The 13,544-nt window shown below is 39.9% G+C and carries 9 protein-coding genes, 1 tRNA gene and 1 pseudogene; 9 read left to right on the forward strand and 2 right to left on the reverse strand.

Annotated features, from left to right (window positions below):
* Positions 1-138 precede the first annotated feature (138 nt).
* The 6 genes from lldP to FTV09_RS06140 all read left to right on the forward strand — a co-directional run bounded on the left by lldP (position 139) and on the right by FTV09_RS06140 (position 8,126).
* Positions 139-1,806, forward strand: coding sequence for an L-lactate permease (gene lldP / locus FTV09_RS06115; RefSeq protein ID WP_171256696.1), 1,668 nt, complete (start codon positions 139-141; stop codon positions 1,804-1,806).
* 32 nt (positions 1,807-1,838) lie between these two features.
* On the forward strand, positions 1,839-2,582 hold the full coding sequence (lldR, locus tag FTV09_RS06120) for a transcriptional regulator LldR (RefSeq protein WP_067765996.1): 744 nt from the start codon (positions 1,839-1,841) through the stop codon (positions 2,580-2,582).
* Positions 2,583-2,584: 2 nt separating this feature from the next.
* Positions 2,585-3,736 carry an FMN-dependent L-lactate dehydrogenase LldD gene (gene lldD / locus FTV09_RS06125; RefSeq protein ID WP_067765993.1) on the forward strand — a complete coding sequence of 384 codons (1,152 nt, stop codon included), beginning with the start codon at positions 2,585-2,587 and terminating at the stop codon, positions 3,734-3,736.
* Between the two features lie 297 nt (positions 3,737-4,033).
* Positions 4,034-5,731, forward strand: a complete 1,698-nt coding sequence (gene dld / locus FTV09_RS06130) for a D-lactate dehydrogenase (RefSeq protein WP_180057332.1) — start codon at positions 4,034-4,036, stop codon at positions 5,729-5,731.
* A gap of 181 nt (positions 5,732-5,912) precedes the next feature.
* Positions 5,913-7,949, forward strand: a complete 2,037-nt coding sequence (locus FTV09_RS06135) for an NADPH-dependent 2,4-dienoyl-CoA reductase (RefSeq protein WP_067765987.1) — start codon at positions 5,913-5,915, stop codon at positions 7,947-7,949.
* An 87-nt stretch (positions 7,950-8,036) separates the two neighbouring features.
* Positions 8,037-8,126 (forward strand) — tRNA-Ser (locus FTV09_RS06140).
* Between the two features lie 219 nt (positions 8,127-8,345).
* Here the strand turns inward: FTV09_RS06140 and FTV09_RS06145 are convergent.
* Complete coding sequence (locus tag FTV09_RS06145) at positions 8,346-9,278, reverse strand: IS5 family transposase (RefSeq protein ID WP_180057334.1); 933 nt, start codon at positions 9,276-9,278, stop codon at positions 8,346-8,348.
* Positions 9,279-9,572: 294 nt separating this feature from the next.
* Here FTV09_RS06145 and FTV09_RS18290 point away from each other — a divergent pair, with 294 nt between their 5' ends.
* Both FTV09_RS18290 and FTV09_RS06150 read left to right on the forward strand, forming a co-directional pair.
* On the forward strand, positions 9,573-9,644 hold the full coding sequence (locus tag FTV09_RS18290) for a hypothetical protein (protein WP_350312041.1): 72 nt from the start codon (positions 9,573-9,575) through the stop codon (positions 9,642-9,644).
* Positions 9,620-11,791, forward strand: a complete 2,172-nt coding sequence (locus FTV09_RS06150; protein WP_168394156.1) for a hypothetical protein — start codon at positions 9,620-9,622, stop codon at positions 11,789-11,791. The genes FTV09_RS18290 and FTV09_RS06150 overlap by 25 nt, the downstream gene beginning before the upstream one ends.
* 480 nt (positions 11,792-12,271) lie before the next feature.
* Here the strand turns inward: FTV09_RS06150 and FTV09_RS18055 are convergent.
* Positions 12,272-12,640 (reverse strand): annotated as a pseudogene (locus tag FTV09_RS18055) (hypothetical protein); the annotation flags it as partial.
* A 576-nt stretch (positions 12,641-13,216) separates the two neighbouring features.
* Here FTV09_RS18055 and FTV09_RS18060 point away from each other — a divergent pair.
* The gene (locus FTV09_RS18060) at positions 13,217-13,342 is read left to right on the forward strand and encodes a hypothetical protein (RefSeq protein ID WP_257222836.1); all 126 of its coding nucleotides are present in this window, start codon (positions 13,217-13,219) and stop codon (positions 13,340-13,342) included.
* Positions 13,343-13,544: the final 202 nt, after the last annotated feature.

The following is a 13,544-nucleotide window of genomic DNA, read 5'->3' on the forward strand; positions in this document are numbered from 1 at the left end:
AAATAATTAAAAATTGCGGAGTATTTCAGCAATAGTATGAGTTTTTATGTCTTTAATATTCATATTGGTAATACCAATATGAAAAGACCACATGCTGATATTGCTCAATAATTAAATCTTAGTAAGCATTTCAAGGAGATGACAATGCTTCAATGGCAGCAAATATATGACCCAATGGGGAATATATGGATATCAAGTTTAATTGCGCTCATTCCGATTATCTTTTTTTTCTTGGCGCTTGCTGTATTTCGTTTAAAAGGCAGTGTGGCAGGTACGATCACCGTTGTACTGGCACTTTTGGTGTCTTTATTTGCCTATGACATGCCTGCGCTCATGGCATTGGCTTCGATGGTCTACGGTTTCTTCTACGGTTTATGGCCGATTGCATGGATCATTATTGGTGCGGTGTTCCTGTATAAAATTTCTGTCAAAACAGGGCAGTTTGACATTATCCGTTCTTCGATTCTTTCCATTACTGAAGATCAACGATTACAGATGCTGTTAGTTGGCTTTGCTTTCGGTACTTTCCTAGAAGGTGCGGCGGGCTTTGGTGCCCCTGTGGCGATTACTGCAGCACTATTGGTAGGTTTAGGCTTTAAGCCTTTATATGCGGCAGGTCTTTGTCTGATCGTAAATACAGCGCCAGTAGCTTTCGGTGCGATGGGTATTCCAATTATCGTTGCTGGACAAGTGTCTGGTGTTGATACGATGGAAATCAGTCAGATGGTTGGTCGACAGCTGCCATTTATGGTGCCGATTGTACTGTTTTGGATTATGGCGATTATGGATGGCTGGCGCGGTGTGAAGGAAACTTGGCCTGCGGTTGTAGTTGGGGCGAGTAGCTTTGCGATTGCACAGTACCTAACCTCGAACTTTGTCGGTCCTGAATTACCAGATATTACCGCGGCGATTGCCTCTTTAGTGTCATTAACGATTTTATTTAAATATTGGCAGCCTAAACATATTTTCCGCTTTGCAGATCAAGATGCGACGATGAGTGAAGATGTTGCTGCACAAAAACAGCAAAAATATAGCTTGGGTCAAATTGCAAAAGCGTGGTCGCCATTTGCGATCTTAACGGTGATGGTCACGATCTGGAGTATTAAACCGTTTAAAGATTTATTTACTAAAGACGGTGCCTTACATGATTTAGTTATTTCGATCAAAGTGCCATTTTTACATCAATTGGTTCAAAAGATGCCGCCAGTCGTACCTGAAATGAAGGACTACGATGCTATCTATAAATTTGATTGGTTTTCGGCAACAGGTACAGCAATTGTTATCGCTGCGATCATTACCATTATTTTCTTAAAAATGAAGCCGAAAGACGCGATTGTGACCTTTGGTGAAACCATTAATGAATTAAAAATTCCAATTTATTCAATTGGGATGGTCTTGGCTTTTGCATTTATCGCCAATTATTCAGGGATGTCAGCAACATTGGCATTAGCACTTGCACATACTGGTCAAGCCTTTACCTTCTTCTCACCATTTTTAGGATGGCTTGGTGTCTTCCTTACGGGTTCAGATACGTCAGCCAATGCGCTATTTGCTGCATTACAGGCAACCACTGCACAGCAAATCGGTGTACCAGAAGTATTACTCGTTGCTGCCAATACCAGTGGTGGTGTGACAGGAAAAATGATTTCACCCCAGTCCATTGCAATTGCATGTGCGGCAGTTGGCTTGGTAGGTAAAGAGTCTGATTTATTCCGTTTTACCGTAAAACACAGTATAACGTTCACAATCATGATGGGGATTTTAATCACCCTACAAGCTTATGTGTTCCCTTGGATGATTCCATAACACGCATTGTGTAACAACGTTAAGGAAAGCAGATGAAAGTCTCTGATAAAACTGTTCAAAGTCTTCGCGTATTGATTGAAGAAAGCAATATGCAAGTTGGAGATCGTCTGCCTGCAGAACGGAAACTGTGTGAACAACTTGGCGTCTCACGCACTTCTTTACGCGAAGCGATTTCTCAATTGACCAGCATGGGCGTGTTGGTCAGTAAAGTCGGTGCGGGGACTTTTTTAAAGCAATTACCAGCGACTTGGTCGAGTTATCAAATTGTGCAGCCCATCAGCAGTTTGATTAGTGAAGACCCTGCCTACCGGTTTGATGTGCAAGAGGCGCGCATTATTTTGGAAGGTGGTACTGCATGGTATGCGGCACAACGTGCTACAGCAGAGGACTTGGCACATATCCGACATTATTATGATCAGATCAATCATTTTCAGGCTTTAGGCAATGACGATGAAGCAGCGCGTGCAGATGCCAAATTTCATTTGGCGATTGCTGAAGCATCACATAATTTAGTGTTGATTCAGATGATGCGTGGTCTATTTGATCTGTTGCAATTTAATGTCGTTTTAGGTCGTCGAAAAGTTTATAGCGAAGCACACCGATTTGATCAATTGCATGATCAGCATTTTCAAGTCATGAATGCAATTGAACGTCGTGATCCTGAAGCTGCACGTAGAGCAGTCTGTGGACACATTGAGTTTGTAGTACAACAGGTGCGTATGATTGATGAAGAAGAAGCTCGTCGTCAGCGTGCCAGTCGATTAAACAGGATATAAGCATGATTATTTCTTCTGCCAATGACTACCGTGAAGCGGCACGACGTCGTTTACCGCCATTTTTATTCCATTACATCGATGGTGGTGCGTATGCAGAATATACCCTGAAGCGTAATGTAGAAGATCTATCAAAAATTGCTTTGCGCCAGCGTGTACTGAACGACATGTCACAGTTAAGTTTAGAGACCAAACTGTTTGATGAGACTTTGTCGATGCCAGTTGCATTATCGCCTGTAGGTTTAACAGGCATGTATGCACGCCGCGGCGAAGTTCAAGCTGCGGTCGCTGCAGATAAAAAGGGTATTCCATTTACACTGTCTACAGTTTCAGTATGTCCAATTGAAGAAGTGGCACCTGCGATTCAACGTCCAATGTGGTTCCAGCTCTATGTACTACGTGACCGTGGTTTCATGAAAAATGCTTTGGAGCGTGCTAAAGCGGCAGGCTGTTCAACCTTGGTGTTTACTGTGGATATGCCTGTTCCGGGCGCGCGTTACCGTGATGCCCACTCGGGTATGAGTGGCCCAAATGCAGCAATGCGCCGTTATATGCAGTCATGTTTCCACCCACATTGGGCGTGGAATGTCGGCATGATGGGACGTCCGCATGACTTGGGCAATATTTCCAAATACTTAGGTAAGCCTACAGGTCTAGAAGATTATATTGGTTGGTTAGGTTCTAACTTCGATCCGTCTATTTCGTGGAAAGACCTTGAGTGGATTCGTGAGTTTTGGGATGGGCCAATGGTCATTAAAGGAATTCTGGACCCTGAAGACGCCAAAGATGCAGTGCGTTTCGGTGCAGATGGGATTGTGGTTTCAAACCATGGTGGTCGTCAGTTGGATGGTGTTTTATCTTCTGCACGTGCGCTTCCACCAATTGCAGATGCAGTCAAGGGTGATATTAAAATCCTTGCAGATTCGGGTATTCGTAATGGTCTAGATGTTGTACGTATGCTGGCGTTGGGTGCGGACACGTGTATGCTCGGTCGTGCTTTTGTTTACGCATTAGGTGCTGCGGGTGGAGCGGGCGTTTCAAATCTTTTAGAACTGATTGATAAAGAAATGCGTGTGGCAATGACTTTAACAGGTGCAAAAACCATTGCTGATATTACTTCAGATTGTTTGGTACGTTTAGAGCGAGAGTTGGCTTAGCCGTTAACTTTTAAATGTCAAATTCGAGTTGTTTCTTAACTTTGATACGCGTAAATGTCATCTGCAATTGTTCGAGGCAGGCTTACATATTTAAAGTGATGTTTCTGCGAAGATAATATTTATCAGAAAGTATTTGACGAGTTTTGCGGATGACAATGGTTTTGCCTACTTTTCCCAAAAGGAAAGTAGGTCGAACCGAAGGTTAATTCCTAAATATAAACAAAACTGAAATTACTCCGCCGTTATGAATCCTTTAAAGCCTGAACTGTATAAGCATTCATCCATAGGATAACCAATATGCAATCCCATTCAGATTCACAGCAAACCATTCAAAAACTCATCGAGATTGTTGGTAAACAACACGTTTTAACTGACGATAAAGACACACGTTTATACCGCCAAGGTCGTCGTTACGGTGCAGGGAAAGTACTGGCTGTTGTTGCACCAGGGTCATTACTGGAACAGTGGCAAGTACTACAAGCGGCTGTTGATGCAGATTGTATTGTGATTATGCAAGCAGCCAATACAGGTTTGACCGGTGGTTCAACGCCTTTTGGCGATGACTATGACCGTCCTGTGGTTCTGATCAGCACGCGTCGTTTGATTGGCATTCAGGTCATTAATGACGGTCAACAAGTGATTTGTCTACCTGGTGCAACACTAGATCGACTTGAAAAAGAATTGGTGCCATTTAATCGGGAGCCACACTCGGTGATTGGTTCATCGTGTATTGGAGCTTCAGTTTTAGGTGGCGTCTGTAATAACTCAGGCGGTGCTTTGGTGCGCCGTGGTCCTGCTTATACTGAGCTGGCATTGTATGCTCGTGTCAATGATGATGGTCAGTTAGAGTTGGTGAATCATTTAGGGGTAAATCTCGGAGAAACACCTGAAGAAATTCTAAGCAAGCTTGAAACGAAAAATTATCAAATCGGCGACATTATTAATAACTCAGGCTGCTGCGCATCGGACCATCGTTATGGACATGATGTTAAACAAGTTGATGAAAATACGCCTGCACGTTTTAATGCCGATCCGTCTCGTTTATATGAAGCATCGGGTTCGGCAGGTAAAGTGTGTGTTTTTGCCGTACGTTTGGATACCTTTGAAAAAATTCCAAGTCAGGTATTTTACGTCGGTACAAATTCACATGATGATTTGACTGAAATCCGCCGTTTTTTACTAAAAGATTTGCCGCGATTGCCGATTGCAGGGGAATATATCCACCGCGTGGCTTATGATATTGGGGCAGAGTACGGTAAAGACACCTTCATGTTCATTGAAAAACTCGGCACAGCCAAAGTACCTGCTGCATTTGCAATGAAAGATAAGGTCGATGCGTACTTAGAAAAATTTGGTATGAAAGGACTGTCAGATAAAGTTTTACAGTTGGTGACCAAATTCATGCCCAATCATTTACCGAAACGGATGAATGCCTTCCGTGATCTGTATGAACACCATTTGGTTATTCGGATTGAAAATCAAGATGTCGAGCAAGTTGAAAGCTTTTTAAAACGGTACTTCCAAGATAAAGCCTCAGGTGATTTTTTCCACTGTAGCGAGGAAGAAGGACGTAAAGCATTTTTACATCGTTTTGCCGTTGCAGGTGCAGCAATTCGTTATCGGGATACGCACCGTTCAGAAGTTGAAGATATTGTAGCTCTGGATATCGCATTGCGTCGTAATGATCGCGAGTGGGTGGAAACCTTACCCAAAGCCATGGATGAGCAAATTATCCATAAACTCTATTATGGACATTTTCTCTGTCATGTTTTTCATCAAGATTATATTGTGAAAAAAGGTGTAGATCCTTTGGCAATGGAACATGCAATGTGGCATTTACTCGATGATCGTGGCGCTGAATATCCTGCAGAACACAATGTTGGACATTTATATGTGGCGAAGCCTGCATTAAAAAATCATTATCAAAAGCTGGATCCAACCAATAGCTTTAATGTCGGGATTGGACAAACCAGTAAGCTGAAACATTGGAAATAATGCTTTTAAAAACGACACGCCGTGATGTGATATATCACGGCTTTTTTATGAGTGAATAATTTATGCGTTACACGGTATTGACCATAAAAGCGAAGAATATTTTCTAAATTGTCATCCCAAAATATAAAAAAACCGCTAAAGTGTTATGCAACAAGTTGCAAAGCCAAAATAAGGATTCAGCATGACAACGACTAGCTATGCAAATATTTTAAAACCGCTGCATTTAGGTTTTACCACCATTAAAAACCGTGTGGTCATGGGTTCCATGCATAGTGGTTTAGAAGATCGTTTTTATAATTATCCAAAACTTGCTGCATATTTTGGCGAGCGCGCAAAAGGTGGTGTTGGCCTCATCATTACAGGCGGTATTTCGCCGAACCGTCAAGGCTGGTTGTTACCAGCCGGGGGAACAATGAATACCTTAGGCGATGTGGCGCCACATCGTTTAGTTACACACGCCGTGCATAAGCATGGTGCTAAAATTTTAATGCAAATTCTGCATGCGGGTCGTTATGGCTATCAACCATTTGTGGTGTCATCGAGTCCGATTAAATCACCGATTTCACCTTTTAAACCACGTCAGCTGAGTGATAAACAAATTTTATCGACCATAGATGACTATGTGAAATCCGCAAGCCTTGCACACAAAGCTGGCTATGATGGCGTAGAAATCATGGGTTCTGAAGGCTATTTGCTGAATCAATTCCTAAGTCGCCATGTGAACCAACGTACAGACCGTTGGGGGGGTGACATTGAAAATCGTATGCGCCTCGCAGTGGAAATTGTTAAAAAGATTCGTGCTGAAGTGGGTGAAAAATTTATTATTTGCTTCCGTTTGTCCTTATTAGATTTGGTGCATGACGGCAACACGATGGCAGAAGTCATTGCTGTTGCGAAAGCATTAGAACAAGCGGGTGTTACATTATTGAATACAGGGATTGGTTGGCATGAAGCGCGAATTCCCACCATTGTGACTTCTGTACCACGTGCCGCATTTGTCGATTACACAGCAGAAGTGAAAAAGCATGTATCAATACCAGTCATTGCATCCAATCGTATTAATATGCCAAATACCGCTGAAGAAATTTTAGCAAGTGGTAAAGCTGATATGGTGCAAATGGCACGTCCTTTATTGGCAGATGCTTTTTGGGTAAATAAAACGGCAACTAACCGTGTCGATGAAATTAATACCTGCATTGCATGTAACCAAGCATGTTTAGACCATACTTTTAAAAATCAACGCGTGAGTTGCTTGGTGAACCCACGTGCGGCACATGAAACTGAGCTGGTTTATTTAAAGGCCAAAAAACCAAAACGAATTGCTGTTGTGGGTGGTGGTGTGGCAGGTATGTCAGCTGCCACTGTTGCTGCGAGTCGTGGGCATGATGTCACTTTATTTGAAGCCAATGATGAGGTTGGTGGTCAATTTAACTTGGCAAAAGTTGTACCTGGTAAAGAGGAATTTCATGAAACCATTCGCTACTTTAAAGTTCAAATTGAAAAAACTGGTGTTGAACTGCGTTTAAATACGCGCGTTAACCGCGAACAACTTGAACGTGAAGGTTTTGAAGAGGTGATCATTGCTACAGGTGTTGTACCACGTCATTTGAAGATTGCTGGCAGTGATGCGCCAAATGTACTGTCTTATGCTGAGGTGCTAAAAGGTGCAGCAGTAGGTGATAAAGTTGCAGTGATTGGTGCTGGGGGGATTGGTTTTGATGTCTCTGAATTTTTATTAAAGCCACCACATCAGCCGCAGCCTCAACCATTGGTAGATTGGCAGCGTGAATGGGGCATTGACCCAAATCCGAACTATATCACCGAAGGTGGAATGCAAGCATCAGAAATTGAAATGCCTGTGCGTGAAATTTACCTGTTACAACGTAAAACGACACCGTTAGGTGCTGGTTTAGGAAAAACCTCTGGTTGGGTGCATCGTGCACAATTAAAGAAAAATGGTGTACGGATGTTACGTGGTGTGCAATACAAAGCCATTACTGTAGAAGGTTTGTGGGTAGAAACAGCGGGGCATGATCAATTACTTCGAGTAGATACAATTGTCGTTTGCGCGGGTCAGGAATCAGTTAAGCATTTGATGCCAGAACCAGGTGAGAAAACGCTCGCAAATTACCATATTATTGGCGGCGCTAAACTGGCAGCAGAACTTGATGCTAAACGTGCAATCCGTGAAGGGGCTGAACTAGCGGCAAAACTTTAATGCAGTGGTGAAACAATATTCATTTGAAAGGTTTAGTTGTATTTTTTACTTGTCAGATGGATAAAACCTCCGTATTATGGCGCACATGGAAGCGTGGCAGAGCGGTTTAATGCACCGGTCTTGAAAACCGACGAGGGCGCGAGTCCTCCGTGAGTTCGAATCTCACCGCTTCCGCCAAATTCAAGTTTCTGACACTGTTTAACAATATATAAGTTTTTGATTTATAAGGTTAAAGTTGGAAATATACGATATAACAAGCCGTGACGCACTACGCCAATCGGTAGTTATAAAGTAGTAAAAAATGCAGTAAGATTATTTCTTACTGCATTTTTTTATGTCTGAATGGCTTTGTTGCACAAAGATTTGAAATGCAAAGCGCCCCTAATTGAGCCAAATTTAAGGCGTAACTTGGGTAAGTGGTCGACCTAATTCCGTAAATCTGTTAAGAACTGCTACACGTGCATGGATCTCATTCACTTGGCTATCAAAACTCCTTGCACTGAGTTTATCTCCTAATAATTTGATGCAATGCATCTTAGTTTCAACCAAACTTCGCCGATGATAGCCTGACCATTTTTTCCATAGTGTCCTGCCTAAACGCTTAACTGTTCGAAGTAATTCATTTCGCTCTAGCGAGCTACTCTTTGTATCTTTCCATGGTTTCGCATTTTTTCTAGGTGGAATCACCGCATGCCCTTGCCGATCTGCAATGACCTGACGGCATTGCTTGGTGTCATAAGCTCCATCGGTATAAACAGAGTCAATCTGCTCATCTTGTGGAATCTGATTAAGTAAATCACCAAGCACCTGTGAATCACTGACATTATTGGTTGTAAGCTGAATAGCGCGTATTTGTAGGGTTTTGGCATCTATACCAATATGTAGTTTACGCCATTGGCGACGATATTCAGCTCGATGTTTCTTGCGTTTCCATTCGCCCTCACCTAGAAACTTCATCCCTGTAGAGTCTACGAGTAGATGCAGCCCATCGCTACTTTTTTGGTAGCTGATTGCAATATCAATATGCTTTTGTCTTCTACAAAGCGTGGTGTAATCTGGTGCGGTCCAATTTAATCCGCAAAGTTCAATCAGACTTTGCACAAAGCCAGTGACCATACGTAAAGATAGACGGAATAAGGATTTAATCATTAAGCAGCATTGGATAGCTGCGTCGGAGTAGGTTTGATTTCGCCCTTGTTTGCCTTTTGATGGAGCATACCATTGCGTAGCAGGATCAAACCAAATGGCAATATTTCCGCGACTCATGAGTACTCGGTTATATGCGGGCCAATTGGTTGTGCGGTAGATTTTATGTGTAGGCTTCTTCATTTGAAAATTATATCGCTGAAAAAGCCTTTACAGATAGGTTTGTGCAACAAAGCCAAGATAAGATATAACTCATTGAGATGTGTCATAGTATTCGTCGTTAGAAAACAATTATTGTGACATTATTTCAATGAGTTATCTATTTTTGTCGTGTACAGAGGAAAATAGATTAAATTGCTGTTTTATATTGGTTTATTTTAGTTGTAGTGTGTGCATGAGCATTATAGGGTGCGTTTAAAATAGATTTTAAAAGTTTGGAATAAAGTACTCGGACATTGCATTGTCACCTCAGAGAAGGTGAAAAGCTGTACGGGATCAGCAACAAGCAAAAGGGAGAATCAGCAATGTCGAAAAAAACTTGTGCTGTAATGACGTTATCAACTTTCATATCAATGGGGATTCTACTGAGTGCATGCGGTGGCGGTGGTGGAAGTAGTAGCGGTGGAAATAACAATGCTGGAGGTAATCCACAGCCCTCTCTAGATATTGCAAAGCAACGCACGATCAGCAAAGATGATCTTGCATTTACTGTATTGCCAAGCCTTAAGGAAAATAATGTCTATGCCTCACATGAGATCATGACTTTCAACTTTCCAAATACTCAACCTTATTATCAGCTCGACGTGAAAGTAGATGGTCAAACTGTAGAATATGGGTTAGTCGATCAAAGCTTATATATTTTGCTACCTGAACTTACTGTTGGACAACATCAAATAGAAATTCAAGTGGATAATCAGCGTATTACACATCAATTTGAAACTGGTCAACGTATGACTGCGATTGCCAATGCTGATCAATTTCTTCAAGATTACTTCAATGAACTTTATATGCAGCTAGAGAATCCTGAAGAAGGGGCGAGCCTTGAAGATGAAGCTCAACGTCAAGAGTGGCTTATGTTATTCTCGCGTATAGAGATAGCATTAAGCGAAATGACAGCATCGGATAAACAAAAGCTGGCACAAATTTTACAAGCTAATCAATATAGTGAAGTCCAGCAGGTCATGCACATGCGAACGTTCAGTGCATTGAGCGATGAATGTTCTTCTTTGATCTGGACCAAAGCGAATATTGCACCTGCTTTTGGTGCAGCAATGGCTGGAATTGGTTATATGTTGGCACAAAAAGGTGATCCAATGGGGATAGCCCTGTTGATTGGTGGTGGTGTAGTTCTACATAAGAAAAAGAATCAAGTGGTCAACTTGATGAAAAATATCATCGAAAACTGTGAAATTGGTAAAACCTTTAGGGCATTTGAACAAGATTTTGATGCTGTTTCAAATCGTAGAATGATAATCAGTAGTTTTAGCGTAGCATCAGATGCATCCCTAGCAAGCAGTACAGATATTCTATTTACCCATAATGTGTCAGATTTTAGAAAAGCACAGCTTAAATTGAAACTAAGCGATCAGGTACCTGATGTTTTAATTTCATCTTTCCAAAGTATTTTAACAGGTATGAAGAAGATTCAAACCCTATTAAAAAATGATTATTACAACAATATACCAAAGCAAATTCGACAGTTTAGTCGTTATATTGATCTTGATTTAAATCGACAAGATTTCACAGTAACGAGCAATCATCCAAACATTGTTGGTGATGTGGTGGAATCAAGTTCGGGGTTAAGTTTTAAATTTATCTATAAGGAAAATAATGCAGCGAAAAAGCCTACAAATACCCCAATACCATTTAGTTTTACCATTGTTGATCGTAAGGATAATGTCAGTTTTGGCCCAATTAGTGCCAAGTTAGATGTTGAGTTACCAAATGCATATAGCCAAGCCTTTAACTTGCTTAATAACAATACATTGAATCAGATTTTAGATGCTGAAAATTTTAGTTCGATTCAACTGGTAGAACTTCCTAAACATGGAAAACTGAGTTTAAATAGTGTCACTGGTGAATTCAGCTATTCACCTGATATATTTAAATCGGTTGAAGATCACTTTATCTATATTGCTAAAAATGATTTTGGAGAATCTAAGCCTGCACGAGTGAGTATTAAAGTTGAATCAGATTGCCGTATTACAGATACGAGTTTGACTCGTAATTCATACAGTTTGAATTGTTATTGGCCTAACACAAATATCATGCGTTATACCGAGAATTTGACTTTGTCACCTTTGTCATTTAATTCTGCGGAAAAATATACTTATGGTATTGATCTGAATACATTTCGTGGTTCAGGAAAGACTGTTCAGGCAGGTATGTCTTCCATGTCTTATCAAACAAATAAAGAAGGCACTATGACGATGTCATATATTCTTGATGAAGGAAAAGTAGAAACCATTAATTTTGATGGCTCAGGTAATCTAAGTCAGCGTACTTGTTATTATTCAAGTGATCAGGATACGTTGCTCACCATTTATCGACCCGCTGCAAATCCTGAAGCTGAGCGAATTAATAAGATGGAAGGAAAAAACTTATGTGGCCAACAAAGTGCAGCCCTCGTTGCGCAGTCGACGATTAAAAATTCAATGCTCTACAAATGGGTTGTTCAGCAGGGGCGTATTCATTAAATACCTTTAACACTATATTTAAAAATGCCCAATACTTTGGGCATTTTTTCTTTATACTAATTTATTAAAAAACTTGAGTATTGAAATAACCATTTAATTATAAAATAAAATATTATTAATACTTGTGGGTGTAGTTTTAACTTGTGTATCTCAGATTTTAGTAAATGAATATCTAAGTAGTACAGTGAAAAAACTTTATATCAGTCTTTTAGGTTTAACATTTAGTTTCTCTATTTATGCCAAAACCCCAACATATCAGGATTATCCTGCACAAACTTGTTCTGGCAAATGTCACACACCCCCCACTTTGCATGTCAGTATGTGATAGAAACAGTAGGCTGTAGTGGAGGATGTAGCTTTGCTTTAGTTCATAATGCTAAAACAGGGCAAAGCTTTGTATGATCATAAATTTTTTTCTATTGTTATAGTAAAGAAAGAGGTTTTATCTAAAATGATATTTTCTTTCAAAAAGGTAGCCGTTTAGTGATTGCTGTTAGCAGCTGCAATGGTGATCAGGAAAAGTACGAAACAGTGTATTACAGAATTAAAAATAATACAGTGGTTAAAGTCGGCGTTACAGAATTCAGCCCAATCGCTCATTAATCCTTTACGCTTTTCAAGATAAGTGCCACGTAAGTATGCTACTTCAACTTCATCTGGCAGTTTGTGAGCAAGTACATGCTTACAGACTTTTCTAGGATATTCAGTTTTATCGGCAGACCAGTCACGGAATGTGGATCAAAATCCATGTGTAGTGATTACTCGATTCTATTTAGGTAAGCCATCTTCTTTAGGCTTCTGTCGATGCATACGTTTGATTAATGTGGTTAATGACATATCTGATTGCATTCCATGGCAATTCACGATTTTTAATGTGCAATCAGCAAATCATTAAATAAAAATAAAGTTTGATGATGAAACTCCAAACAAAGAGTTAATTGAAATTTTTTGTAGTAAAAATAGTAGTAAAAAATTAAATATAAAATATTTTATATTTATTTATCAGTAATATATGTGTTTAATTTAACTGCCACCGCTTCCGCCAAATTTGAAAAGCCCTGACAATGTCAGGGCTTTTTTTATGTCTGAAATTATTTTTTAAGCTACACTATCCATTAATTGCTTCGCTCAATTATCTTTAATAATTGTTTGATTCATAATCTTTATTTTAGAATTAGACTGAAAAAAAATGATCTTTTTTTATCTACTTAGATGACGTATCGTCTCCAACAACTATTCTTAAATTATTGCTTTTTAATCCGTCAAAAAGTAAAAGCATCAATAAAATAATTAATCTAAAAAATAGATTGTAAAAATTAAAATTAACAGTTTTACCGATTTAATTCTGATCTGTATATTTCTTCAACATAAAGAGCTTTTAGAGCAGCAAATTCGCTGCAATCTCCCGAAATGAGGAATGTGATCATGATGAAATTAGTTGTGGCTGTAATGACTGTTGGTTTATTAAGTGCATGTGCAACTTTTGATCCTGTACATTATGAAAAACAGCGTCAAATTGAAAATGCACAGCACTTACGTACTATGGGGTAATTTCAACATTTAACGGCTTAAAATAATCTGTTTGATGTGTATATATACGAAGATATAAAAAAGCCCTCAATATTGAGTAATGCCAGTCAGTTAAGCAAAAAAAGTTAAAATGCTGTAAAAAGAGCGTATGTAAATACGCTCTTTTTTTATGAATTTATCTCAGAATCTAGATTTAACATTAAAACAAACCCTACCTTCACTT

The organism is Acinetobacter sp. YH12227 (assembly GCF_013417785.1).
Taxonomy (GTDB): domain Bacteria; phylum Pseudomonadota; class Gammaproteobacteria; order Pseudomonadales; family Moraxellaceae; genus Acinetobacter; species Acinetobacter gandensis.